30 protein-coding genes are annotated in these 25257 nt (G+C 57.6%); 21 read left to right on the top strand and 9 right to left on the bottom strand.

Annotated elements, in window-relative coordinates; translation table 11 throughout:
- Positions 1-60: 60 nt before the first annotated feature.
- Positions 61-285 (bottom strand): helix-turn-helix transcriptional regulator, encoded by a 225-nt coding sequence (locus DYL59_RS02120; protein ID WP_135287671.1) that lies wholly within the window; start codon positions 283-285, stop codon positions 61-63.
- Positions 286-387: 102 nt separating this feature from the next.
- On the opposite strand from DYL59_RS02120, the gene DYL59_RS02115 reads away from it, so the two are divergent.
- From DYL59_RS02115 to DYL59_RS02060, 13 genes are all read left to right on the top strand, one after another.
- Entirely contained in the window at positions 388-1095 is a 708-nt protein-coding gene (locus DYL59_RS02115; protein ID WP_135287670.1) for an XRE family transcriptional regulator, read from the top strand.
- A 259-nt stretch (positions 1096-1354) separates the two neighbouring features.
- On the top strand, positions 1355-1936 hold the full coding sequence (locus DYL59_RS02110) for a hypothetical protein (protein WP_135287669.1): 582 nt from the start codon (positions 1355-1357) through the stop codon (positions 1934-1936).
- A 9-nt stretch (positions 1937-1945) separates the two neighbouring features.
- The gene (locus tag DYL59_RS02105) at positions 1946-2230 is read left to right on the top strand and encodes a phage antirepressor KilAC domain-containing protein (RefSeq protein ID WP_135287668.1); all 285 of its coding nucleotides are present in this window, start codon (positions 1946-1948) and stop codon (positions 2228-2230) included.
- On the top strand, positions 2217-2390 hold the full coding sequence (locus DYL59_RS31320) for a hypothetical protein (RefSeq protein WP_167496636.1): 174 nt from the start codon (positions 2217-2219) through the stop codon (positions 2388-2390). The genes DYL59_RS02105 and DYL59_RS31320 overlap by 14 nt, the downstream gene beginning before the upstream one ends.
- Complete coding sequence (locus tag DYL59_RS02100) at positions 2371-2742, top strand: hypothetical protein (RefSeq protein WP_135287667.1); 372 nt, start codon at positions 2371-2373, stop codon at positions 2740-2742. Before DYL59_RS31320 ends, DYL59_RS02100 begins: the two co-directional genes overlap by 20 nt.
- Positions 2739-3065, top strand: a complete 327-nt coding sequence (locus tag DYL59_RS02095) for a pyocin activator PrtN family protein (RefSeq protein ID WP_135287666.1) — start codon at positions 2739-2741, stop codon at positions 3063-3065. The genes DYL59_RS02100 and DYL59_RS02095 overlap by 4 nt, the downstream gene beginning before the upstream one ends.
- Before the next feature lie 49 nt (positions 3066-3114).
- Positions 3115-3531 (top strand): hypothetical protein, encoded by a 417-nt coding sequence (locus DYL59_RS02090; RefSeq protein WP_135287665.1) that lies wholly within the window; start codon positions 3115-3117, stop codon positions 3529-3531.
- Complete coding sequence (locus DYL59_RS02085; RefSeq protein ID WP_135287664.1) at positions 3528-3749, top strand: hypothetical protein; 222 nt, start codon at positions 3528-3530, stop codon at positions 3747-3749. Before DYL59_RS02090 ends, DYL59_RS02085 begins: the two co-directional genes overlap by 4 nt.
- Positions 3746-4288, top strand: coding sequence for a phosphohydrolase (locus DYL59_RS02080; RefSeq protein WP_135287663.1), 543 nt, complete (start codon positions 3746-3748; stop codon positions 4286-4288). The genes DYL59_RS02085 and DYL59_RS02080 overlap by 4 nt, the downstream gene beginning before the upstream one ends.
- Positions 4285-4569 (top strand): hypothetical protein, encoded by a 285-nt coding sequence (locus DYL59_RS02075; RefSeq protein ID WP_135287662.1) that lies wholly within the window; start codon positions 4285-4287, stop codon positions 4567-4569. Before DYL59_RS02080 ends, DYL59_RS02075 begins: the two co-directional genes overlap by 4 nt.
- On the top strand, positions 4566-6311 hold the full coding sequence (locus DYL59_RS02070) for a DNA cytosine methyltransferase (RefSeq protein ID WP_135287661.1): 1746 nt from the start codon (positions 4566-4568) through the stop codon (positions 6309-6311). Before DYL59_RS02075 ends, DYL59_RS02070 begins: the two co-directional genes overlap by 4 nt.
- On the top strand, positions 6308-6505 hold the full coding sequence (locus DYL59_RS02065) for an excisionase (RefSeq protein ID WP_135287660.1): 198 nt from the start codon (positions 6308-6310) through the stop codon (positions 6503-6505). The genes DYL59_RS02070 and DYL59_RS02065 overlap by 4 nt, the downstream gene beginning before the upstream one ends.
- Positions 6472-7725 carry a site-specific integrase gene (locus tag DYL59_RS02060; RefSeq protein WP_135287659.1) on the top strand — a complete coding sequence of 418 codons (1254 nt, stop codon included), beginning with the start codon at positions 6472-6474 and terminating at the stop codon, positions 7723-7725. The genes DYL59_RS02065 and DYL59_RS02060 overlap by 34 nt, the downstream gene beginning before the upstream one ends.
- A gap of 20 nt (positions 7726-7745) precedes the next feature.
- On the opposite strand, the gene DYL59_RS02055 is transcribed toward DYL59_RS02060, so the two are convergent.
- Genes DYL59_RS02055 through DYL59_RS02045 form a run of 3 tightly spaced genes read right to left on the bottom strand, consistent with a single transcriptional unit; the run spans position 7746 to position 9678 of the window.
- On the bottom strand, positions 7746-8246 hold the full coding sequence (locus tag DYL59_RS02055) for a hypothetical protein (protein ID WP_135287658.1): 501 nt from the start codon (positions 8244-8246) through the stop codon (positions 7746-7748).
- 3 nt (positions 8247-8249) lie between these two features.
- Positions 8250-8570: an STAS-like domain-containing protein gene (locus tag DYL59_RS02050; protein ID WP_135287657.1), complete on the bottom strand. Its 321-nt coding sequence runs from the start codon at positions 8568-8570 to the stop codon at positions 8250-8252.
- On the bottom strand, positions 8563-9678 hold the full coding sequence (locus tag DYL59_RS02045) for a hypothetical protein (protein ID WP_135287656.1): 1116 nt from the start codon (positions 9676-9678) through the stop codon (positions 8563-8565). Before DYL59_RS02045 ends, DYL59_RS02050 begins: the two co-directional genes overlap by 8 nt.
- Positions 9679-9944: 266 nt before the next feature.
- On the opposite strand from DYL59_RS02045, the gene mutS reads away from it, so the two are divergent.
- Together mutS and fdxA are read left to right on the top strand one after the other, a co-directional pair.
- A complete protein-coding gene (gene mutS, locus DYL59_RS02040) occupies positions 9945-12524 on the top strand; it encodes a DNA mismatch repair protein MutS (protein ID WP_167496646.1) in 2580 nt (859 codons plus the stop codon).
- 142 nt (positions 12525-12666) lie between these two features.
- On the top strand, positions 12667-12990 hold the full coding sequence (fdxA, locus tag DYL59_RS02035) for a ferredoxin FdxA (RefSeq protein WP_003208688.1): 324 nt from the start codon (positions 12667-12669) through the stop codon (positions 12988-12990).
- A gap of 440 nt (positions 12991-13430) precedes the next feature.
- On the opposite strand, the gene apbC is transcribed toward fdxA, so the two are convergent.
- Positions 13431-14525 carry an iron-sulfur cluster carrier protein ApbC gene (gene apbC, locus DYL59_RS02025; RefSeq protein ID WP_135287653.1) on the bottom strand — a complete coding sequence of 365 codons (1095 nt, stop codon included), beginning with the start codon at positions 14523-14525 and terminating at the stop codon, positions 13431-13433.
- A 171-nt stretch (positions 14526-14696) separates the two neighbouring features.
- Here apbC and metG point away from each other — a divergent pair, with 171 nt between their 5' ends.
- The 4 genes from metG (at position 14697) to DYL59_RS02005 (ending at position 19036) form a co-directional block, all read left to right on the top strand.
- A complete protein-coding gene (gene metG, locus DYL59_RS02020) occupies positions 14697-16748 on the top strand; it encodes a methionine--tRNA ligase (protein ID WP_135287652.1) in 2052 nt (683 codons plus the stop codon).
- Between the two features lie 113 nt (positions 16749-16861).
- On the top strand, positions 16862-18025 hold the full coding sequence (gene rsxB / locus DYL59_RS02015; protein WP_135287651.1) for an electron transport complex subunit RsxB: 1164 nt from the start codon (positions 16862-16864) through the stop codon (positions 18023-18025).
- 82 nt (positions 18026-18107) lie between these two features.
- Positions 18108-18746, top strand: coding sequence for an endonuclease III (gene nth / locus DYL59_RS02010; RefSeq protein WP_135287650.1), 639 nt, complete (start codon positions 18108-18110; stop codon positions 18744-18746).
- A 107-nt stretch (positions 18747-18853) separates the two neighbouring features.
- On the top strand, positions 18854-19036 hold the full coding sequence (locus DYL59_RS02005) for a PA3496 family putative envelope integrity protein (RefSeq protein WP_135287649.1): 183 nt from the start codon (positions 18854-18856) through the stop codon (positions 19034-19036).
- An 84-nt stretch (positions 19037-19120) separates the two neighbouring features.
- Here the strand turns inward: DYL59_RS02005 and DYL59_RS02000 are convergent, their stop codons facing one another.
- The 3 genes from DYL59_RS02000 to DYL59_RS01990 all read right to left on the bottom strand — a co-directional run bounded on the left by DYL59_RS02000 (position 19121) and on the right by DYL59_RS01990 (position 22603).
- On the bottom strand, positions 19121-19753 hold the full coding sequence (locus DYL59_RS02000; protein WP_135287648.1) for a response regulator transcription factor: 633 nt from the start codon (positions 19751-19753) through the stop codon (positions 19121-19123).
- Positions 19754-20347: 594 nt separating this feature from the next.
- Complete coding sequence (locus DYL59_RS01995) at positions 20348-21565, bottom strand: argininosuccinate synthase (RefSeq protein WP_012722490.1); 1218 nt, start codon at positions 21563-21565, stop codon at positions 20348-20350.
- 129 nt (positions 21566-21694) lie between these two features.
- Positions 21695-22603, bottom strand: coding sequence for a flagellar protein MotY (locus tag DYL59_RS01990; protein ID WP_135287647.1), 909 nt, complete (start codon positions 22601-22603; stop codon positions 21695-21697).
- Between the two features lie 156 nt (positions 22604-22759).
- Between DYL59_RS01990 and pyrC the strand changes: the two genes are divergently transcribed.
- Together pyrC and rnt are read left to right on the top strand one after the other, a co-directional pair.
- Positions 22760-23806: a dihydroorotase gene (pyrC, locus tag DYL59_RS01985; protein WP_135287646.1), complete on the top strand. Its 1047-nt coding sequence runs from the start codon at positions 22760-22762 to the stop codon at positions 23804-23806.
- Positions 23803-24474, top strand: coding sequence for a ribonuclease T (rnt, locus tag DYL59_RS01980; protein WP_135287645.1), 672 nt, complete (start codon positions 23803-23805; stop codon positions 24472-24474). Before pyrC ends, rnt begins: the two co-directional genes overlap by 4 nt.
- A 65-nt stretch (positions 24475-24539) precedes the next feature.
- Here the strand turns inward: rnt and DYL59_RS01975 are convergent, their stop codons facing one another.
- A complete protein-coding gene (locus DYL59_RS01975) occupies positions 24540-25142 on the bottom strand; it encodes a peroxiredoxin (RefSeq protein WP_071487543.1) in 603 nt (200 codons plus the stop codon).
- Between the last annotated feature and the right edge of the window lie 115 nt (positions 25143-25257).

Below are 25257 nucleotides of genomic sequence, written 5' to 3'. Positions count from 1 at the left end.
CGACAGCACTGTGGTGGTGTGTGCCGGGAGGAACTGGGCGGCCCTTGGGTCGCCTTTTTTCTATGCCGCTTTTTGAATATCCGACTCGGGAGGAAAAACATCATCAAGCGTGCAAGTAGCGCCAAGTTGGTTCAACGCGGCTGTAATCGCACGGCACTCGCTCAGACCTGGCATCCGGTGGCCAGACTCGTAGTTACTTAGCCGAGCCTGGGTCCACCCAAGGACCTCCCGAAGATCCCGCTGTTTGATCTGCGCCTCCTTACGGATGCAGCCGATTCGGTTCATGTACTCAGCTCCTTTTGACTACGCACACTCTAAACACGGTTCGTGATTATTTCAACACGATAAGTGAGAAAAAAACATTTCATTACGTGATAAAAAATCACCATGGATACTTTAGGTTCCCGCATTCAGCGGATCAGAAAACAGAAACGACTCAGCCAAAAGAAGCTTGCTCAGGCTTGTGGCTGGGAATCTCAATCTCGTATCGGTAACTATGAGAGTGATCTCAGAAAACCGAGCATTCCGGATCTTCAATTGATCGCCCCTGCCCTGGGAGTCTCGCTATCAGATTTGCTGGAGGGCATTGAAGGCAGCCAGCTTGTGGCATCGCAAGAAGGGCCGACTGAAAATGAGCCGGTGCTGTGGGGCTCTGAAAGCCACACCACCCTTCATGCCGGCGCCATGAAGGAAGGAGTAGTACCCGTGGTTGGATCCGCAAAACTGGGCGCTGACGGCTACTTTGAGGCTTTGGACTTCCCCACCGGCCACGGCGACGGCTATCTGCATATCTATAGCGATGACCCCAATGCCTACGGGCTTCGCGTGATGGGTGACAGCATGCATCCGCGCATAAAAAACGGGGAATATGTACTCATTGAACCCAATAAAAACTACGTCACTGGCGATGAAGTCATGGTGCAAACCCTTGACGGCCGATCAATGATCAAAGAGTTCATCTACCTGCGCGACGGCATCTTCCGCTTTGATAGCGTGAATCGTGATCACAGCCCTCTACACCTTGATCAAAACGACGTTTCCAAGGTTCATCTGGTAGGCGGAATACTGAAATCATCACGCTTCACGCATGAGTAATACAAAATAATCACATAACGTGTTGACACGAGAAACACACTGCGTGATATTTGCCTCACTCTTCCACCACAGAGCGAGGCAACACCATGCACACCACAGCCACCCTGCACGTCCACCCGGCCGCTGCTAACCCCTCCCGCATCTTCGAAATTCGCCGCCTGGCACAAGACTGCGGCTGCGCTTTCATCGCGTCCAAACCCAAGCTGAAACAGCGCACCGCGCCTGCCCCATTCGACCCAAACGGCGGAGGGCAAGCGGCATGAGCAAGTACAAACTCGACAACCGCACCCTGGCGCTGCTCAAGGCCCAGGTCAGCCTGACCGAAACCTTTAACCACCATCTGCGCGCCGACACGCAGCGCGAGGCTCTGGCCTTCCGCCTGAACGTCGAGCGCCGCAAAATCGACACGCACTTCACCGTTGAACTGGGCAGCGAACGCCACACGCTGACCTTGACCAACAGCAAGAAGATGCATCTCAAGCTTGCGGACTTCATTGAAGATATCGTCAATGGGCCAACCACCCCTGCCGATCCATCCTCTCTGCCGCACGCAGACCGCCGCTACGGTGTGTTCGAGACCGAACACAAGCAGCAGGTATTCGACCTGGTTCAAACCGGCGGCGCCCTGAGTCTTGATATGGGCTTCGAGCAACCGATCAACCTGGCAATCCATCGCAGCAAAACCCGCGCTGGCATCACCACCATCATGAGCATCGGCGTCAGCAAGCCGCGCACCAAGTGCTTCACGGTGTACGGCAGTGACGTGGAGATCTACTCCATGGTCGCCGAGTCCATCACCCACCTGGCTGCCGTGGCGACACCCGCCGCGCACGCAGCCTAGGAGGCCGAGATGGAACGTAGCCTGGAAAAAGCCGCCAAGTACTTTGGCCTCACACGCCCAAAGCTGATCGCGCTCATGCGTCAAAAGGGCCTGCTCAACGACCGCAACCTACCTGCCTTCCCGGTACGTGATCGCGAGTACCTACGAGTCAAGGACAGCAACTGGTATCACGAGACCGCAGGCATGCAGTACAGCCAGTCGACCAAGGTCCGACAAGCTGGCATCCGCTGGCTCGCCGAACAGTTGGGGCTCGAACTGCCAGCCATACCGGTAGACAACCGTGACGTGGCCTAGGGAGTACGCCCGCCAGATCGTCGCCATGCGCACACGCGAGGAGCGCAACGCCGCGCTCCTCGAAGTGCCGGAGCATCTGCGGGAGCTGACCAAACGCCATTGCCTGAATGCCTGGAACCACCCACAGAGGAGGAAAAACCATGAACAACGCACTGATTGATCAACAGATCCTCGAACTGCTGCGCATCCCCGCCAATCGGCGAACCCCGGATGACATCGCTAAAGCAATCAATGGAATTGCAGCTGCTGCCCAATTGGAAACAGCCCCACTGTGCCCGATCCAACACGAGGTGCTCAAACTCCAGGCAATCGTGGAGTTCCTTGCCGAGGACATGCGAGCGGAGGAACACAGCGTGACTCTTGAACTATCGCCCACGGGTGACGATTGGAGAGCACCTCTCTCCACGCTTATCAAACTGGGCCCCGGTTCGCACTTGATTGGGTTTGGCAAAACGGCGGAAGAAGTCCTCAGAAACTTACGTAAACCGAGCTGGGACAAGGTGTCCGCATGAAAGACACCGGCCAAACCCCACTCCGCCTGCAGTTGCCCCCGGACGCATCCACCGTCGAGATGCTGCACCAGCTCTTTGGCGATGTGCTGATCCCCCTGGAAAAGCTGCGCGTGCATTACTTCAAGAACCTCAATGAAAAGACCTTCACCGAGGCGGTTAACAGCGGTCGCATTCAACTGCCGGTGATCACCCTAGACCACAGCGTCAAGGCATTGCGGTACGCACACATCAAACACGTCGCTGCACTGATCGACGCCCGTGCCTACAAGGCCGACGAAGAAATGCCACGGCCACAAAACGATTCGACCGAGCAAGTCCAGTAACCCAGACGGCTGCCACCACCAGCCAACAAAACAACCAGGAGCACACCACATGACTGCAATTCAAATCTGCGCACTGATCGGCATTTTTACCGGCCTCGCGATCCTCTACTGGGTCGGCTACAAGGGCGGCCTTACCGATGGCCGGGCAGAGGGCATCGAGGAAGGAAAGTGCATTCAACAGTCGGACCATTCGGAGGCGATCCGTAATCTGAACCTCTCGCTCGAACATGCCAGGGAGAGCCACAAGTCTCTTTACCAGCATTACACCCGAGCCTTGGCAGCGGCGAAACTCGGCGAGACTGATCGCCTCCTCCTTTTGGCAATTGCCGAGAAACTCAAGCTGGCCGCAGATACATTCCGTGCGGTCAACTCCAAAAGCCAAGCCACTCAAGCCCTGGCTCTACGTGACAAAGCCATCAGCATGGCGGCACTTCTGGAAGCAATCGCACAGGAGAAAGCAGCATGAATCGCGCCATCCCCATGCTGCGCCTGACACCCCAAGCCGCCGGCACTCTGCAACAGCAGCACACCAAGGCGACCCAGGAATTACGCGCACTGACCCGGTACAACAAAGAACTCGACCGCCAGTTGAAAGCGCTGATCGGCCACGACGCACTACGCCAACTGCACAAGGCAACTGACAAGGCCCTGCTGCTGGCCGATCTCGTGAGGGAAGCCGCATGAACTGGATCCTCACCTCCACCGGCAAGCGCTTCGACCTGTTCGAGCCAGACGCCGACATGATCGACCCACGGGACATCTCGCACTCGTTGGCCCAACTGTGCCGCTTCAATGGCCATACCCGCGAGTTCTATAGCGTTGCGCAACACAGCTGCATCGTCGCCGAGCTTGTGCCAGACGAACACAAGCTCGCGGCATTGCTACACGATGCCACCGAGGCGTACCTGGGCGATATGACGCGGCCGCTCAAGCAGTGGATGCCCACGTATCAGGGTTTCGAGGATGTGCTCTGGCAGCGGGTGTGCGAGCGGTTTGACCTGGCCCTCGTACTACCCGATTGCGTGCACCAGGCCGACCTGGTTGCGCTGGCGACCGAACGCCGCGACCTCATGCCAACCAATCCGGCTATCTGGAATTGCTTGGTCGGTATCGAACCCATGGTTGAAAACATCCGCCCATGGCCTGCCGCCGAAGCTCGACTCACCTACCACCAGCGCCTGATGGACCAACTCGCTATCGAACACCGGAGGAAAGCGGCATGAAGAACCACCAGGACAACACCAGCGCCCTGCCCGCTTTGCTCCGCGCTGCAGGTGGCGTCGATACGCTAGAAACAAACAGTCTCTGCTGCGCAGCAGCAGGCATTACTGCTTCTCTCAGCGCCACTGCCGAGGCACTTGTACCCCACGAAAAGCTGCGCGGGGCAGCGCTCGCTGATGCAACGCTGAACGCTCAGAAACGCGCGCCCGCGCAGCCTGCCGTGGGGTATATGCGCTCTCAATCAGCGGTTGCAGGGCCGATTCTGGATGGGGGTGGCGCATGACAGCCTTCAATCCACGCCCAATCTCATCCGCCGTCAAAACACAGTTCGGCCTCGACTTCGCCGGCGAGATCCGCGTTGACCTCTTCGCCGGCGGAGGCGGTGCGACCATGGGCCAAGAGATGGGCACCGGTATGCCGGTGGACATCGCCATCAATCACAACCCCGACGCCATCAGCATGCACAAGCGCAACCATCCCAGCGCCGAGCACTACATCACAGACGTCTATGACGTGTGCCCACGCTTGGCGACACGTGACCGCCCAGTTGCGCACCTGCACGCCAGCCCTGAATGCACCCACCACAGCCTTGCTGCCGGCGGACAGGCGCGTAGCACCACCAGCCGCTCCCAATCGTGGGTCATCCTCAAATGGGGAGGCCAAGCCAGCCCACGCATGATCACCATGGAAAACGTCGTGCAGATCCTCCAATGGGGTCCACTGATCGCAAAGCGCTGCTCCAAGACTGGCCGAGTGATCCGCCGGGATCTGACCGTTGCCGCTGCCGGCGAGCGAGTGCCGGTGCAGGATCAGTACCTGGTGCCCGATCCAAAGCGTAAGGGACAGACCTGGCGTCGTTTCGAAAGCATCCTGCGCTCCATGGGTTACGACCTGATGTACGGCAAACTCAAGGCTTGCGACTTCGGCGCCGCTACCACCCGCGAGCGCTTGTTCCTGATCGCACGTCGTGACGGACAGCCACTGCGCTGGCCGGAACCAACGCACTTCAAGAACCCGGTCAAGGGGCAGTCTGGGTACCGCACCGCCGCCAGTTGCATCGACTGGTCGATCCCATGCCCGAGCATTTTCCTTACCAAGGAAGAAGGCCGTGCTGCTGGCGTCAAGCGTCCACTGGTGACCAACACGATGGAGCGCCTGCGCAAAGGCGCTAAGCGCTACGTCATCGAGCACAAGACCCCGTTCATCGTCAGCGTGAACCACACAGGCAACGACCTAGCGCGCTGCCAATCTGTGGACGACCCTGCAAAAACAATCACCGGCGCCCACGGGTTTGCCCTTGTCACGCCGCAACTCGCGCCATTCATTACCGAACATGCCAATGGCAGCATTCAGCGCAACATGCCGGGTGATGATCCTCTACGTACCATCTGCAGTGGTGTTAAGGGGGGTCACTTCGCACTGGCCGTTGCCTATGTTGCACAACACAACGGCGGGTACAACGAGACGCCCGGACATCATCCCGTAAAGCCCCTGACTGCCATCACCACCACAGGCAGCCAGCAACAGATCGTCACCGCCCACCTTTCGACTCTTCGCAGGAACTGCGTAGGCAAGGGTATGGACGAGCTGGTGCCCACAATCACGGCCGGCGCCGAACATCACGCCCTGGTCGAGTACAAGCTCGCACCAGAAGTCGAGGCCGGGGCCATGCGCGTCGCCGCCTTCCTGATGGGTTACTACGGCAGCGACAACACCTACGACCTGCGCGACCCAGCCGCAACCATCACCACGCGGGACCGCCTTGCTCTTGTAACAGTGACAATCAAGGGCATGCCGTATGTGATCGTCGATATCGGCATGCGCATGCTCACCCCGCGTGAGCTTTACCGTGCGCAGGGCTTCCCCGACAACTACGTGATCGACCGTGGGCACGACGGACGGAAGTTCAGCAACAAGACCCAGGTGCTGATGGTAGGTAACTCAGTTTCACCGTGGCCGATGATGGCGCTGATCAGTGCCAACAAAGACGTGGACGAAAGTGAACTGATGGGAGAAGCCGCATGAGTTTTCCCCGCTGGGTAATGATCAGCCGCGCTTCCGAACTCACCGGCTACAGCGAAGACGCTATCCGCCACAAAGTGAAGAACGGCACCTGGGCCCAAGGTCGTGTCTGGCGCAAGACGCCGGACGGCCGCATTGCAATCAACATGACGGAGTATGACAAGTGGGCCGAGAGCGCACCTCAGGAAGCGGCCTAGAAATCGAGCTGGCAAAGCACAAGGGCATTGAGATACACGGCGGATATCTGCGCCTGGTATTCATGTGGCGGCGTATACGCTACCGCGAATCCCTTGGTCTTCCGATCACTAAAGCCAATATCAAACACGCCGCCCTTTTAAGGGCGGCGATACTTCACGAGATCAAAACTGGGCGTTTTGACTATGGCAGACACTTTCCGGACTCGAAGCAGTCAACCAGCTACAGCAGTGTGAAAGACGAAAAACTCGGGGCATTGCTGGAGCGATACAAGCCGCTGAAGGCTGTCGACATCACGCCAATGACCGAGGAAAAGTACGGTTATGCCTTGGACATATGCACCGAGTTGGTCGGCATAGATCGCCTTGCTGGCGTGTTGCTACCTGAAGATATCCAGTTGTTGCGAACAATGCTGATCGCCGATAGAGCTCCTTCAACCGTTAACCATTACCTGGCGACATTTGCCGGGTTCTTGAACTGGTGTGAAGCAAATGGGTACTGTCGTAAGGGTTTATCAGAAGCTTGCAATCGTTTTGCCATGCAGGGTCAAGAGCCAGATCCGCTTACTCGTGACGAATTCCAGCTGCTGGTAGATAAAGGATGCCTTCACCCCCAGGACTCTGCAGCGATCACATTGGCGGTTTATACCGGGCTTCGACCGGGTGAACTATGCGCACTTGCCGTTGAAGACATCGACCTGGACGCGGGGCAGATCAACATCACACGCGCCATAACCGCAAACGGCACGTTCAAGGTTCCTAAAACGGGAAAGCCGCGAACTGTTTTATTAATGCCGCCGGCCATCGAGGCCTGCCGGGTTCTGATGTTGCTAGTTGTTGACCACCCTAAGCAATCTATTGAGATTTTCCAAAACAGGCATGAGAGCCGAAAGGATAAAGTTACTCCACTGCTTTCTCCCTCCACCCAAGCACGCAAAAAAATCATCAATACTTGGTACGTCCCCACAGCGTGGAACACAAAGTGGGCAGCCATTCAAAAACGCTCTGGAATACGCCCTCGGCGACCGTACCAAACTCGGCACACCTATGCCTGCTGGTGTCTGACTGCTCGTGGTAATCTCGCATTCATTGCAAAGCAAATGGGTCACAAGGACTTCACCATGCTGGTCGACGTTTATGCGAAGTGGATGGATGATGAGTCAGAGGATGAACTACGCCTCATATGGGCTGGGATCGCGCACGCCAAGAACCGTAGGCCATAAAAAAGCCCGCAACGCGGGCTCTACTTTTGAAAAGTTTTAGCATATGCCGCTTCTAGGGCTGCTATCAGCTCTGCAAAAGCAACATTAACTTGATAAATCGTTGCACAGTCGGGCGCAAGTGCGACTTTCTTAGCGGCTAGCCACGCGTTGTGCCCGGTGACTTTTTCACTAACAGCAATAGCATTGATGGAAGAACCATGCTCACCAGGAAGGTTGAGATGAGATAGCGCTTTCTCAACCCGCATGAGTGCCGGGCCGATCTTTGAGCTTAACCTCTGAGCCTCCGCCTGGCTTGCCGTAAGAAAATAGGATACTGAATCACCCTCAATTTCTTCCAACAGCATTATAGTTCTATCTAAAAACTGACGATTCTCCTTTCGTGTTTCTCGACGGTTGTTATCTCTCGAAACATAAAACCACCCCAGCATAACTAACAGAGCAGGAACCAAAACCCTAGCCAGCTCCCAACTCAACTCCCAGTACTCAAACTGCACCACAACACTCGCTGCTTGCTCAGCCACTCTCTATGCTCTCCGTGCACCATCAATCCGACGCCAAATATCATCGATATAGCTTTGCAACTCAAATCGTATTTCCAGCCGCTTATGCAGTTCTCTGGCGGTAAATCCGTGATTTCGCACTAAACCTGCAAAAGCTTCATCTAAAAACGAAGAACCTAACGCCAAAACGCCTCTCAAATCGACTATGACTTTCGAGTCACTCTTGAGGGCAGGCAAAAGCACGTCCTCTCGAAACTCTTGACCTGAAAAATCACCATCGTCTCTGTTACGGACACATGGCATTTTAGTAAAAGTTTGGCTCACATTGATCATAATGTCACTCATTTATCCCGTCCTGACCAGCGAGATTGAAGGCCGCCACAGGGACCCTCCATTGCACTACTGTACCCATAATACTTTCTGGCTCACTACGGCCGTATGTGCGCGCCGTAGGACCGTCATGACTATAGACACCACTATTACTGTAAATCCCTAAATTCCCAACCCTTTGGGTTGTTACAACCTTCAAAATATCTTTAAGACCTTGACCACGATGATTCAAATTAGTTCTCGACCTACCAAGCTTCATCGCAAACTTTATGAGCTGGTGATCTTCCCGTTTTTTACCAATCATGGTCTTGACAAAATTCTCTAACTCTTCACCTCGAGTCTCAGGAAGCGAACCAGGAATACCCACACCCAGATCACAAATAATCAGGTGGATTTCTTTGTTTTCCTGCTTCGCGAAAATCCACCATTTTTTCGGAGAGTCAATCGCCATACCATCTGGGCGTGCAGAAATGTAGGCATGCTCGCTAGAGTTGGCAACCGCCTCTGCCATCCCACTATTCACCGCGATACGGAGTTCCATATTTCGGCCACTAGTAAGCAGAGCAGGGAGATTACCCACTACCGAATCTAAGTTACCCTCAGTCCCACTTTGATAAAGCCATACAACGACCTTCTCACTGTCGATTGTTTTTATTCTCGGCGGACAACCAAGCTTTTCCAATATAGCTACATGCTGAAAAAGCTGCTCAACAACCTCATCCTCTGGGTATATGGCAGATATCCTAGAGTTATACTTAGGATCTTCCAGGAATCGCTCCAACTCTGCAATTAGCAGAATTGTACCGCAGGGCAATAGCTGGGTAACCTTGGAAAAATCTATAGTAACCATAGACACATTTTTATTACTCAAGTGTTCTCTGAGCAAACTCAAAGCATCTAACAGCAACCCCCGATTATCCGAACGATTGAGACCGATTTCTGCAGGCAGCACGACCTTCCGATTGCTGAATGTCCTATTGCTTCGCTCAGACGCCCGCTCGCGAGCCCTCTCGCTACGCAAGCTCGATTTAGCTTTGCGCATCTGCCGCCGCCAAGCCCTAACCGGCTCAAGCCTTGTCAACCGTTTCAGGCGATTCCTTTCACACTTATCGAGGCGTTTCATACGCTGACCAAAGCTAATTTAAAATGGGCTGATTTTACGCAATCCTACCATGCAGTCAGCCGTTTGTAGTTCCCAGAAATGGGTAGCAACACCATATCTGACGAAAGAGGAGATAGTCGGTCGTGGTAGAATCCGAACCGGGTTCGAAACCGAGGAGCGGATAATGCTGCACGACGATGCCGGAGCACTGCCAATCGTCCGCGTTTTGCCCCATAATTGCCCCACGAAACCTCACAAAAGTCTCCAACTCTTTGATGAACAAGGCAATTACCGATCTGTCCTCCCACACCCCGATGATGCAGCAGTACTGGCGCCTGAAAAACCAGCACCCTGATCAGTTGATGTTCTATCGCATGGGCGACTTCTACGAGATCTTCTATGAAGACGCGAAGAAGGCCGCCAAGCTGCTGGACATCACCCTGACGGCGCGCGGGCAGTCGGCTGGGCAGTCGATTCCGATGTGTGGCATTCCTTACCACTCGCTGGAAGGTTACCTGGTCAAGCTGGTGAAGCTGGGCGAGTCGGTGGTGATCTGTGAGCAGATCGGCGATCCGGCCACCAGCAAGGGGCCGGTGGAACGTCAGGTGGTGCGCATTATCACACCGGGCACGGTCAGTGATGAGGCGTTGCTGGATGAGCGTCGCGATAACCTGATCGCTGCCGTGCTGGGGGATGAACGCCTGTTCGGCCTTTCGGTGCTGGATATCACCAGCGGCAATTTCAGCGTGCTGGAGATCAAGGGTTGGGAGAACCTGCTGGCGGAGCTTGAGCGCATCAATCCGGTTGAGCTGTTGATTCCGGATGACTGGCCCAAGGATCTGCCGGCGGAAAAGCGTCGTGGGACCAAGCGTCGCGCACCGTGGGATTTCGAGCGTGATTCGGCGCTCAAAAGCCTCTGCCAGCAATTCTCCGTACAGGACCTTAAAGGCTTCGGTTGCGAAACCCTGACCCTGGCCATTGGCGCCGCCGGTTGCCTGCTCAGCTACGCCAAGGAAACCCAGCGCACCGCCCTGCCCCATTTGCGCAGCCTGCGCCATGAACGCCTGGATGACACCGTCGTGCTCGATGGCGCCAGCCGTCGCAATCTGGAGTTGGACACCAACCTGGCTGGCGGGCGCGATAACACTCTGCAATCGGTGGTCGACCGTTGCCAGACCGCCATGGGCAGTCGTTTGCTGACCCGCTGGTTGAACCGCCCGCTGCGGGACTTGAGCGTGCTGCAAGCGCGTCAGACCTCTATTACCTGCCTGCTGGACGGCTATCGCTTCGAGAAACTGCAACCGCAGTTGAAGGAAATCGGCGATATCGAACGCATCCTGGCGCGCATCGGCCTGCGCAATGCGCGGCCTCGCGACCTGGCACGCCTGCGCGATGCCCTCGGCGCCTTGCCACAGCTGCAAGCCGCGATGACCGACCTGGACACCCCGCACCTGCAACAACTGGCCGTGATCGCCAGCACCTACCCGGAGCTGGCTGCGCTGCTGGAAAAGGCCATCATCGACAACCCGCCGGCGATCATCCGTGACGGCGGCGTATTGAAGACCGGTTACGACAGCGAGCTGGACGAACTGCAAGCGTTGAGCGAAAACGCCGGGCAGTTCCTGATCGACCTGGAAGCCCGCGAAAAAGCCCGCACCGGGCTGGCCAACCTGAAAGTCGGCTACAACCGCGTGCATGGCTACTTTATCGAGTTGCCGAGCAAGCAGGCCGAGTCGGCCCCCATCGACTACCAGCGCCGCCAGACCCTCAAGGGCGCCGAGCGTTTTATCACCCCGGAACTCAAGGAGTTCGAAGACAAGGCACTGTCGGCCAAAAGCCGTGCCCTGGCGCGGGAGAAAATGCTCTATGAAGCCTTGCTCGAAGACCTGATCAGCCAACTGGCGCCGCTGCAAGACACCGCCGCCGCCCTGGCCGAACTGGATGTATTGAGCAACCTCGCCGAACGCGCGCTGAACCTGGACCTGAACTGCCCACGCTTCGTGAGCGAGCCGTGCATGCGCATTGTGCAGGGGCGCCACCCGGTGGTGGAGCAGGTGTTGACTACACCGTTCGTCGCCAACGACCTGTCACTGGACGACGATACCCGCATGTTGGTGATCACCGGTCCCAACATGGGTGGTAAATCCACCTACATGCGCCAGACCGCGTTGATTGTGCTGCTGGCCCATATCGGCAGCTTTGTACCGGCAGCCAGTTGCGAGTTGTCCCTGGTGGATCGCATCTTCACGCGGATCGGTTCCAGCGATGACCTGGCCGGTGGCCGTTCGACCTTCATGGTGGAAATGAGCGAAACCGCCAATATCCTGCACAACGCCACCGAGCGCAGCCTGGTGCTGATGGACGAAGTGGGCCGTGGCACCAGCACCTTCGATGGCCTGTCCCTGGCCTGGGCGGCGGCCGAGCGCTTGGCACACCTGCGTGCCTATACGCTGTTTGCCACCCACTACTTCGAGCTGACCGTGCTGCCGGAAAGCGAGCCGCTGGTCGCCAACGTGCACCTCAACGCCACCGAGCACAATGAGCGCATCGTGTTCCTGCACCATGTGCTGCCAGGGCCTGCAAGCCAGAGCTACGGCCTGGCCGTGGCCCAACTGGCCGGCGTACCAAACGACGTGATTCTGCGCGCCCGCGAGCACCTCAGCCGCCTGGAAACCACGGCCCTACCCCACGAAACCGTGGTCGCCAGCCCAACCAAAGCCTCCAGCAAACCCGCAGCGCCGCACCAGAGCGACATGTTCGCAAGCCTGCCCCATCCGGTGCTGGAAGAACTGGCCAAGCTTGACTTGGATGACATGACGCCACGCAAAGCGCTCGAAATGTTATATGCACTGAAGGTTCGGATATAACGCTCAGCCTTGCAAGCTGGTAGACTCTCGCGCGGTTTGGGATGCTGCAGGCTTTTAGCCTGGCCTGCAGACTATCGCTCCCGAACCTCGCGAGCCCTGCCACAAAGGGTTTCGCTGCCGCCGCCTGAGGAGAGAATTAGAAATGACCTTCGTCGTCACCGACAACTGCATCAAGTGCAAGTACACCGACTGCGTGGAAGTATGTCCGGTGGACTGCTTCTACGAAGGCCCGAACTTCCTGGTCATTCACCCGGATGAGTGCATCGATTGCGCCCTGTGTGAACCAGAATGCCCGGCCGTCGCCATTTTCTCCGAGGACGAAGTCCCGGCAGAGATGCAGGAATTCATTCAGCTGAACGTCGAGCTGGCGGAAATCTGGCCGAACATCACTGAACGCAAAGATCCGATGCCAGACGCAGCGGAGTGGGATGGCAAAAAAGGTAAGATTGCAGACCTCGAACGCTGATAGCGTCGTCGCCCCCAAAAGGCCCCTTGCGGGCCTTTTTGCGTTTCTGGAGAGTGGGTTTCACTTTCCTGCGGGCAAAAAAAAGGGGCGGTTTGACCCGCCCACATTTTTTCCCTAGTCCCTGTATTCCTTTTCATCATCCTGATGAATCGCATCCTGCGACGTTCCTTCAAACCATCGGTCCTTGATGGCTGTGTCAGTCCGTAGACACAGGGCTGATGTTAGAGGGTTCCAAAAGAAGTTCAACGGCATGCAACGTCGGAACTGACAGGCCACGGCGTTAGCACACCGCTAAATATTTGTTCTATTTCAATAGGATAGAAAAATCTCGCGATGCTTCGAGTCGCTCTTGTCGCTTTAAAAAACCATTCGCTTACCCAAAAGTAAGCGAATGCTTACACCAGCAATTGCGTAAAAGCGTAACAAGCACCTGTTCTCACTCAATCGTCGCTGACAGTGATCGTCGGCATCGCCGGCGCTGCGGCTTCCTGCAGCACAATTCGTGCACCGACGTGGCGGGCCAGTTCCTGATAAATCATCGCGATCTGGCTGTCCGGCTCAGCGACCACGGTGGGTTTGCCACCGTCGGCTTGCTCGCGGATCAGCATCGACAGCGGCAGCGAAGCCAGTAGCTCGACGCCGTACTGGGTGGCGAGCTTCTCACCGCCGCCTTCGCCGAACAGATGCTCGGCGTGGCCGCAATTGGAGCAAATGTGCACCGCCATGTTTTCCACGACACCCAACACCGGGATATTGACCTTGCGGAACATCTCCACGCCTTTTTTCGCATCGAGCAGGGCCAGATCCTGAGGCGTGGTGACGATGACCGAGCCGGCCACCGGAACTTTCTGCGCCAGGGTCAGCTGGATATCGCCCGTGCCTGGCGGCATGTCGATCACCAGGTAGTCCAGGTCGCCCCACGCGGTCTGGGTGACCAACTGCAGCAGGGCACCCGAAACCATTGGCCCGCGCCAGACCATCGGCGTGTTGTCATCGGTGAGGAAGGCCATGGACATGACTTCCACGCCCAGGGATTCGATGGGCATAAACCACTTCTGGTCCTTGACCTTCGGTCGCGTGCCTTCGGCGATGCCAAACATCACGCCTTGGCTCGGCCCATAGATGTCTGCGTCGAGAATCCCCACCCGTGCACCTTCACGGGCCAGGGCCAGGGCCAGGTTGGCCGCAGTGGTGGATTTACCCACGCCACCCTTGCCCGATGCCACGGCGACCACGTTCTTGACGTTGGCCAGGCCTGGGACCTGCGCCTGGGCCTTGTGCGCAGCAATCACGCACTGGATGTCGACCTTGGCGGCACGCACACCGTCCAGGCCTTCAATGGCCATTTGCAGCATCTGCGCCCAGCCGCTCTTGAACAGGCCTGCGGCATAGCCCAATTCCAACTGGACCGACACCTGGTCCCCCTGCACCTCAATGGCGCGGACACAGCCGGCACTGACCGGGTCCTGGTTCAAATAGGGGTCGGTGTACTGGCGAAGAACGGCTTCCACCGCTGCGCGATTGACGGCGCTCATGGGCTACTCCCGAAAAAGACTGACTGAAACAGGCGGCTATCCTAACCGTTCCAGCCGCCCAGCGGCACGCTTTCGCAGGCAATGACGATGCGCAAACAACGCCACGGGGTGAAATATATTTCCCGGCGCTTTATAGTGGCCGACCTCCGTTTCATCAAGTAGCCGAGCCCCATGTCCGAGCCACGCAAGATCCTCGTCACCAGCGCCCTGCCCTATGCCAATGGTTCCATCCATCTTGGCCATATGCTTGAGTACATCCAGACCGATATGTGGGTGCGCTTCCAGAAGCATCGCGGCAATCAATGCATTTATGTCTGCGCGGACGACGCCCACGGTTCGGCCATCATGTTGCGCGCCGAAAAGGAAGGGATCACCCCGGAACAACTGATCGCCAACGTGCAGGCTGAACACAGCGCCGACTTTGCCGAGTTCCTGGTGGATTTCGATAACTTCCACTCCACCCATTCCGAAGAAAACCGCGAGCTGTCGAGCCAGATCTACCTGCGCTTGAAGCAAGCCGGGCATATCGACCAGCGTTCGGTCACCCAGTACTTCGACCCCGAAAAGAAAATGTTCCTGGCCGACCGCTTCATCAAGGGCACCTGCCCTAAATGCGGCACCGAGGACCAGTACGGCGACAACTGCGAAAAATGCGGTGCAACCTACGCGCCGACTGAGTTGAAGGATCCGAAGTCGGCGATCTCCGGTGCTACGCCGGTGCTCAAGGACTCCCAGCACTTCTTCTTCAAGCTCCCGGATTTCCAGCAGATGCTGCAAACCTGGACCCGCAGCGGCACCTTGCAGGATGCCGTGGCCAACAAGCTCGCCGAATGGCTCGACAGTGGCCTGCAACAGTGGGACATCTCCCGCGATGCGCCGTACTTCGGCTTCGAGATCCCTGGCGAGCCGGGCAAGTACTTCTATGTGTGGCTGGATGCGCCGATCGGCTACATGGCCAGCTTCAAGAACCTGTGTGACCGCACGCCGGAGCTGGACTTCGATGCGTTCTGGAACAAAGACTCCACCGCCGAGCTGTACCACTTCATCGGCAAGGACATCGTCAATTTCCACGCCCTGTTCTGGCCGGCGATGCTGGAAGGCTCGGGCTACCGCAAGCCCACCGGCATCAACGTGCATGGCTACCTGACGGTCAACGGCCAGAAGATGTCCAAGTCCCGTGGCACCTTTATCAAGGCGCGCACCTACCTGGACCACCTGTCGCCGGAATACCTGCGCTACTACTACGCCGCCAAGCTGGGCCGTGGCGTTGATGACCTTGACCTGAACCTGGAAGACTTCGTACAGAAGGTCAACTCGGACCTGGTGGGCAAAGTCGTCAACATCGCCAGCCGTTGCGCCGGCTTTATCCACAAGGGCAACGCCGGTCTGCTGGTGGCCGAAAACGCCGCGCCGGAACTGACCGATGCGTTCCTGGCCGCCGCGCCAAGCATTGCCGATGCCTATGAAGCTCGCGACTTCGCCCGCGCCATGCGCGAGATCATGGGCCTGGCCGACCGCGCCAACGCCTGGATCGCCGACAAGGCCCCCTGGTCGCTGAACAAGCAGGAAGGCAAGCAGGCTGAAGTCCAGGCGATCTGCGCCACCGGCGTCAACCTGTTCCGCCAGTTGGTCATCTTCCTCAAGCCGGTGTTGCCGTTGCTGGCGGCTGATGCCGAGGCGTTCCTCAATGTCGCGCCGCTGACCTGGAACGACCACGCCACCCTGCTCAGCAACCATCAGCTGAACGAGTTCAAGCCGCTGATGACCCGTATCGATCCGGTCAAGGTCCAGGCCATGACCGACGCCTCGAAAGAGGACTTGGCCGCCAGCCAGACCGACACGGGCGAATCGGCACCTGCCGGCAATGGCGAACTGGCCAAGGACCCGCTTTCCCCGGAAATCGAGTTCGATGCCTTTGCTGCTGTTGACCTGCGTGTGGCGTTGATCATCAAGGCCGAAGCGGTGGAAGGTGCCGACAAGTTGCTGCGCCTGACCCTGGACATCGGTGACGAGCAACGCAACGTGTTCTCCGGTATCAAGAGTGCGTACCCGGACCCGTCCAAGCTCGATGGTCGCCTGACCATGATGATTGCCAACCTCAAGCCGCGGAAAATGAAGTTCGGCATCTCCGAAGGCATGGTGATGGCGGCGGGCCCTGGCGGTGAAGAGATCTACCTGCTCAGCCCTGACAGCGGCGCCAAGCCGGGTCAACGTATCAAGTAAGCCTGTAATAAAGCCCTGTCGTGCAAACGACAGGGCTTTTACGCTAGTCCCCCCTTCTCGCTTGCCGGATAATCAGGCCCTGTTTGTTTAACCGGCATGCCAGTGATCACAGCATGAACCTCATTCAACGTATCGACGCACTGCTGCCGCAGACTCAGTGTGGCAAGTGCGGGCACCCGGGCTGCAAGCCCTACGCGCAGGGCATCGCCCAAGGCGAGGCCATCAACAAGTGCCCACCGGGTGGGCAAGAGACTATTGCCGGCCTGGCGCAGCTGCTGAGCATTCCAGTTCTAGAGCTGGACACTACGCGCGGCGAGGCACCTGCGCAGATTGCTTATATCCGTGAAGCAGAATGCATCGGATGCACCAAATGCATCCAGGCGTGCCCTGTGGACGCAATTGTCGGCGCCGCCAAGCTGATGCACACCGTGATCGTTGACGAATGCACCGGCTGTGACCTGTGTGTGGCGCCCTGCCCCGTCGATTGCATCGAGATGCGCCCACTGGCGACCGTGGTGCCGATCGTGGGTGGCCTGGCGAGCACGGATCACGAGCGTCGTGAACGTGGGCTCAAGCGTGATCGCGCCAGACGCCGGTTTGAACAACGTAACGCACGCCTGCAGCGCGAAGAAGAACACAAGCTCGCGGAACGCCTGGCGCGCGCCAAGCGCTCGGCGCCTGTGGAAACACCGCAAGAAGATACCCATCAAGCGGCAAACGACGCGGCCATCAAGAAGGCCAAAATCGGTGTTGCGATGAGCCGTGCCCAGTTGCACAAGTCCTTAAAGGCATTTGGCCACCCGCCGACCTTTGAGCAGCAATCCCAGTTGATCCTCCTGCAGCAACAGTTCGAAGCAGCAGAGCAAGCACTTGCCGTGCTGGAAGCGAACAGCCCGCCCCTGCCCACGAAAGCCAAAGACCCTGAGCTCAAGCGCGCAAAAATCCAACTGGCCATGCGACGCGCCGAACTGAAAAAGGCCCAGGACCAGAACGCAGACCCGCAACAACTGGCCACCCTGAGCGCTGCACTGGCCGTTGCGGATCAAGCCCTGCATGCTGCAGAGGCGATCTCGGAGCAACCTTTGCCGGACTTACAGCGTATACAAAAGCGCCCCATCGACAGCGACCTGCGCCAACTAAAGACTGCCTTGGCCTACGCACGCGCCGATGTCAGCAAGCTGCTACGCCAACCAGGGGTCAGCGTGGATGAGCTCAACGCCGCCCAGCACAAGCTCGAAGAAGCACAGCGCCGGGTCGACGCCCATGTTGGAGACTGACGGGTAGCGTGTTACCCCCCATTGATAGCTGTCGGGCTTGACCCGGCATTCCGCTGACCGCCTGCAAGGAACCCTCAGCCCCATGAACGCCGCCAAACGCCTGGAAATTTTCCGCAGACTTCACGAAGACAACCCAGAACCCAAGACCGAACTGGCGTACTCCTCGCCGTTCGAGTTGCTGATTGCGGTGATTCTGTCGGCCCAGTCCACAGACGTTGGCGTAAACAAGGCCACGGCCAGACTGTACCCAGTGGCCAACACCCCGGAAGCTATTTATGCCCTGGGCGTGGAAGGTTTGTCGGAGTACATCAAGACCATTGGTTTGTATAACAGCAAGGCCAAGAACGTCATCGAGACGTGCCGCCTGCTGGTGGAGTTACACGGGAGCCAGGTGCCCCAAACCCGTGAAGCACTCGAAGCCTTGCCGGGTGTGGGCCGAAAAACCGCCAACGTGGTGCTGAATACCGCCTTCCGACAACTGGCCATGGCAGTGGACACGCATATTTTCCGTGTGAGCAACCGAACCGGAATCGCCCGTGGCAAAAACGTCGTGGAAGTGGAAAAGCAGTTGATGAAGTTTGTACCCAAGCCCTATCTGCTGGACTCCCACCATTGGCTGATCCTGCATGGGCGCTATGTTTGCCAGGCCCGCAAGCCACGTTGCGGCAGCTGTCGCATCGAGGATCTGTGCGAATACAAGGACAAGACCTCTGACGATTGAGGGATCATTGTTTTTTTCGATCAGTCGATTGAAAAAATCTTTTTTACCCATTCATGGATTATCGTTATAAGGAGCGCCAACGGCAGTCTTAGTCCGGAGTGAACCTTATGAGCACTGGCAAAGAACAACTGGAAGTGGAAGACGATCTCGTTGAGTCGGATGACGATGAGGCACAAGCCCCTGCGGCAGAGGTGGCCAAGACCAATCTGAGCAAACGCCGCACTATCGATAACCTGCTGGAAGAGCGACGCTTGCAAAAACAACTGGCCGATTACGACTTCGACTTCTGAATCGCGTAGTCGACCGCCGGAAGCCTCCCTGACGGAGGCTTTTTTTGCCGTTTGATGAGGCTATGCGGTGTGCGATGCCCTTTCCTAGACCAACCCGTTGCGCTGGGCCAGCTCGATCAGGTCCACGAGTGAACGGGCATTGAGCTTGAGCAGCAGGCGGGTCTTGTACGTGCTGACGGTCTTGTTACTCAGAAACATACCGTCGGCGATCTCCTTGTTGGTCTTACCCCGAGCCAATTGCTGCAATACCATCATTTCCCTGCCCGAAAGGCGTTCGACCATGTCGGCTTCACCGGCATTGCCCATGGTGGAGCGTACCGAGTTGAGCGCCTGGTTCGGGAAGTAGCTATAGCCAGAGAGCACCGCCTTGATCGCACTGAGCAGTTCCGTCAGGTCCTGCTGCTTGCACACGTACCCGGCAGCCCCCGCCTGCATGCAGCGCATGGAGAAATGACCTGGCGCCTGGGACGTCAGCACCAGCACCTTGAACGGTGCAGGTTGTTTAGTGGACGACAGCCGACAAATAACTTCCAGGCCATCGAGTTTGGGGATTCCAATATCCAGTATGACAATGTCCGGCATATGCTCCCGCGCAAGTTGCAACGCATCGACACCGTTATCGGTCTCTGCAACGACCTCATAACCGTGACGTTCCATTAGCATACGTACAGCAAGACGAATGACGGGATGATCATCCACGATCAGCACTTTATTCATGTGAAAGTCCAATTTCGCTGTTCGAATTATTTAGAGCAAGCACAATAGCCTAGTCGTTTCCTAGTTGGCATAGCATTCCCCCCCAGGCAACAGCAAGCAGAGACCCAACCCACAACGATAAAGGAAACAGCCTACAAAAAAACACTGCCCCAGATGTATCTAGTTTTATGCAGCCTTTCAGACCTTTCCGGAGACGTACATATTTGGAGTTAATTCCCTGGAGAACCCATAGGGCTGGGTAAGGGTGCCGCACAGGGCTTTCAGGAAATGCCCCTTGCGGGGCTCCCGAGTGCAGGAGAGCGGGCGGGTAAAACCCGATGATTTCAGTTCCATCAAACATATTTATTTACACCCTTAATTCCTACAGAATTTTCGGCAACTTACCGACTTACTGCACTCTGATGAGTGAATTTTCTGTAAGACTAGTTCCTACGCAGGTGTAAAAATTTCATTCCCACTAAAGAATTACGCAGCGCGTCCGAGAACGCCTACGAATGTTTAACAACTATAAACACCACGTTCTATTCTAAATTTTCCAGCCAAAAAAAATGGCCCCTTGAACAAGGGGCCATTTCTTCACAACACACCTACCAATTAGAACAACGAGCGGCCTTTATTGGCGGCAATGCGCATGCGCAATGCGTTCAACTTGATAAAGCCTGCTGCGTCCGCCTGGTTGTAGGCGCCGCCGTCTTCTTCGAAGGTGGCGATATTGGCGTCGAACAGCGAATCATCGGACTTGCGACCGGTAACGATCACGTTGCCCTTGTACAGCTTCAGGCGTACGACGCCGTTCACGTGGGCCTGGGAAGCGTCGATCATCTGTTGCAGCATCAGACGCTCTGGGCTCCACCAGTAGCCGGTGTAGATCAGGCTGGCGTACTTGGGCATCAACTCGTCTTTGAGGTGAGCCACTTCGCGGTCCAGGGTGATGGACTCGATAGCCCGGTGGGCGCGCAGCATGATGGTGCCGCCCGGGGTCTCGTAGCAGCCACGGGACTTCATGCCCACGTAACGGTTCTCGACGATGTCGAGGCGGCCGATACCGTGTTCGCCACCGATACGGTTCAGGGTCGCCAGTACGGTGGCCGGGGTCATTTCGACACCGTCCAGCGCGACGATGTCGCCGTTGCGGTAGGTCAGTTCCAGGTACTGCGGCTTGTCTGGAGCGTTCTCCGGGGAGACGGTCCACTTCCACATGTCTTCTTCGTGCTCGGTCCAGGTGTCTTCCAGCACGCCGCCTTCATAGGAGATGTGCAGCAAGTTGGCATCCATCGAGTACGGGGACTTTTTCTTGCCATGACGTTCGATCGGGATTGCGTGCTTTTCAGCGTAATCCATCAGCTTTTCACGGGACAGCAGGTCCCACTCACGCCAAGGGGCAATCACTTTCACGCCTGGCTTGAGGGCGTAGGCGCCCAGTTCGAAACGCACCTGGTCGTTGCCCTTGCCGGTGGCGCCATGGGAAATGGCGTCAGCGCCGGTTTCGTTGGCGATTTCGATCAGGCGCTTGGCGATCAGCGGACGTGCGATGGAGGTACCCAGCAGGTACTCACCTTCGTAGACGGTGTTGGCGCGAAACATCGGGAAAACGAAATCGCGGACGAATTCTTCGCGCAGGTCGTCAATGTAGATCTCTTTGACGCCCATGGCTTGCGCCTTGGCGCGTGCAGGTTCGACCTCTTCGCCCTGACCCAGGTCAGCGGTGAAGGTCACCACTTCACAGTTATAAGTATCCTGCAGCCACTTGAGGATCACCGAAGTGTCCAGGCCGCCGGAATACGCGAGAACGACCTTGTTTACGTCGGCCATGCCATCACTCCACGGGGTTGTACGGAAAGGCGACGATTCTACCGACCAAAACCGTGAATTTACAGGGGCGCGACAGCAAATGAAGATAAAGCGACAGATTATGTCGAGAGGGCGACCGGTGGTCGCACCTTAAGACGTTGCGGCCGGGTTACTCGGTGCGGCGGCCTGGGGGGCCGGTTTCTCGGGGGCTGCCACCCGTTCGAGCTGAATACTAACCCGGCGGTTGCGCGCCCGGTTCGCGGCATTGGTGTTGGGGACCAGTGGGTAGCTTTCGCCATGGAAGCGCAGGGTGATCTGCGATTCCTGGATGCCGTTGGCCTTGAGGTAGTCCATCACCGCCAGCGCACGACGCCGCGAGACATCACGGTTGGTCAAACGGTTGCCGCTATTGTCCGAGTGGCCATTGAGCTCGATATGGTTAACCGTGGGATCGGCTTTCATGTAAGCAAGGATCACCGACAGCTTCTGCTTGGCCGCCGCGTCCAGCTCAATGCCTGCGCCAGGGAAACCCACCGTAGTCTGCTTGACCTGGTCGTAATTCATTGCCAGTAGCTTGGTGGTACACAACTGGTAGTCGTTGTAGGCCTTGTTGAATTTGACCGGCAACAAGCGAATTTCCGAATAGCCTCCTTCGCGCCCGTAATGCCGCACGGTGGGACTGCGACCTTCCAGCAAGCCCGTGAACAGTCGACCGGCCTGGGCTTGCGAGCTATTAAAAAGCACATCGCCACTGCCCACACGCACCGCTCCAAGGTTGATATCACCTCGCCCAGGCTGCCAGGGTGCAGCGGCAGCCAGCAACGTGGCCGAACCTGCGCCCAATGAGCCGTTGTAGGCTTTCAGACGAAACGTGGCCTGCTCGCCGGCCCGGCGTACGAACTCACCCGAGCCGAAATCGGTGATCGGCTGGGTGAGGCGGCACTCGAACTGATCACCCTCTACCTTCCACTCAATATTCTCCAGGCGTGTCTGGAACGTGAGGGCCATCGCGGGCAGGCTGGCGAACACACTGAGCAGGGCTAGATATTGCTGGCGCACGGGAGGCTCCACTGGTTTCTACAACACTTCAAAGCGTCATACATCGAAAAGGCATACAAAAGGCTATCGGATGCATCCTGCAAAACTTGATAGCGAGTGCCTGCAAGAGTCTTTTCCGGTAGCATTCGCCCCAGATTGACCCGCCTGGAATCCCCAATGTCCGACCGCCTGACCCTGCTGCGTCCCGACGACTGGCATATTCATCTTCGCGATGGTGCTGCGTTGCCCCAAACCGTGGCCGATGTGGCGCGCACGTTTGGCCGTGCCATCATCATGCCTAACCTGGTACCTCCGGTGCGAAACGCCGCTGAAGCCGACGCCTACCGCCAGCGTATTCTCGCTGCGCGGCCGGCCGGCAGCCGCTTCGAACCGTTGATGGTGCTCTACCTCACCGACCGCACCCAGCCCGACGAGATTCGCGAGGCCAAGGCCAGCGGCTACGTGCACGCCGCCAAGCTGTACCCGGCGGGCGCGACCACCAACTCCGATTCCGGCGTGACCAGTATCGACAAGATCCTGCCGGCCATCGAAGCCATGGCCGAAGTCGGTATGCCACTGTTGATCCATGGTGAAGTCACCCGTGGCGACGTGGACGTGTTCGACCGCGAGAAGATCTTCATCGACGAACACATGCGCCGCGTGGTCGAGCTGTTCCCGACCCTCAAGGTGGTGTTCGAGCACATCACCACGGCCGACGCCGTGCAGTTCGTTACCGAGGCTTCGGCCAACGTCGGGGCGACCATCACCGCGCATCACCTGCTGTACAACCGCAACCACATGCTGGTGGGTGGGATTCGGCCGCACTTCTATTGCCTGCCGATCCTCAAGCGCAACACCCACCAGGTGGCCCTGCTGGATGCCGCCACCAGCGGCAATCCGAAGTTCTTCCTCGGCACCGACTCGGCGCCCCACGCCCAGCACGCCAAGGAAGCCGCATGCGGTTGTGCAGGTTGCTACACCGCGTTTGCGGCCATCGAGCTGTACGCCGAAGCGTTCGAACAACGCAATGCCCTGGACAAACTCGAAGGTTTCGCCAGCCTCAACGGCCCGCGTTTCTACGGCCTGCCGGCGAATACCGACCGCATCACCCTGGTTCGTGAAGACTGGACCGCCCCTGCCAGCCTGCCGTTTGGCGAGCTGACTGTCATCCCGCTGCGCGCCGGTGAAACACTGCGCTGGCGCCTGCTGGAGGAAAGCAAGTGAGTGAAGACCATTACGACGACGAACACGAGCACAGTGGTGGCGGCTCCCGTCATCCGATGGCCGAGCGGTTCCGCGGTTATCTGCCGGTTGTCATCGACGTAGAAACCGGTGGTTTCAATTGCGCCACCGACGCGCTGCTGGAAATTGCCGCGACCACCATCGGCATGGATGAGCAGGGCTTTGTGTTCCCCGAACACACCCACTTCTTCCGCGTCGAACCGTTCGAAGGCGCGAACATCGAAGCCGCCGCTTTGGAGTTCACCGGGATCAAGCTCGATCACCCACTGCGCATGGCGGTGAGTGAAGAAGCGGCGCTGACCGATATCTTCCGTGGCGTGCGCAAGGCGTTGAAGGCCAATGGCTGCAAACGCGCCATCCTGGTCGGCCACAACAGCAGCTTCGACCTGGGCTTCCTGAACGCGGCTGTGGCGCGCCTGGACATGAAGCGCAACCCCTTTCACCCGTTCTCCAGCTTCGACACCGCCACACTTGCGGGCCTGGCTTATGGCCAGACCGTGCTGGCCAAGGCCTGTCAGGCTGCCGGTATCGACTTTGACGGTCGTGAGGCCCACTCGGCGCGCTACGACACCGAGAAGACAGCCGAGCTGTTCTGCGGCATCGTCAACCGCTGGAAGCAGATGGGCGGCTGGGAAGATTTCGGCGACTGAGATTATTTCCCGCACATAAAAAAACCGGCCTTCTCAGGCCGGTTTTTTTGTACCTCGATTCTGGCTTACAGCTTGCCAGCATTCTCGGTCAGGTAAGCCGCAACGCCTTCTGGCGAAGCGTTCATGCCTTTGTCGCCTTTTTTCCAGTTGGCTGGGCAGACTTCGCCGTGCTCTTCGTGGAATTGCAGGGCGTCGACCAGGCGGATCAGCTCTTCCATGTTACGGCCCAGTGGCAGGTCGTTAACGATCTGGGAGCGAACAACGCCTTTGTCGTCGATCAGGAAAGCGCCACGGAAAGCCACGCCGCCTTCGGACTCAACGTCGTAGGCCTTGGCAATCTCGTGCTTCAGGTCGGCTGCCATGGTGTATTTGACTTTGCCGATGCCGCCATCATTGATGGCAGTGTTGCGCCAGGCGTTGTGGGTGAAATGGGAGTCGATGGAAACGGCCACCACTTCAACGTTGCGCGCCTTGAAATCGTCCATGCGGTGGTCCAGAGCGATCAGCTCCGAAGGGCACACGAAGGTGAAGTCCAGCGGGTAGAAGAACACCAGGCCGTATTTGCCTTTGATGGCTTCAGACAGTTTGAAGCTGTCTACGATTTCGCCATTGCCGAGGACGGCTGGTACGTCGAAATCCGGGGCTTGTTTGCCGACGAGTACGCTCATTGGGTATCTCCTGATGTAAGGGTGACGATTGAAGTAAAAGGACCGCCTCCAGCCTGCCCTATATAAGCGACAGCCCTGTGACGCAGTCACGCTTCGTAAAGACCGACCATCATAC

Origin of the sequence: Pseudomonas kairouanensis (genome assembly GCF_004682055.1) — a bacterium.
Lineage (GTDB): Bacteria > Pseudomonadota > Gammaproteobacteria > Pseudomonadales > Pseudomonadaceae > Aquipseudomonas > Aquipseudomonas kairouanensis.
This window is presented reverse-complemented; position numbering and strand designations above follow the sequence as displayed.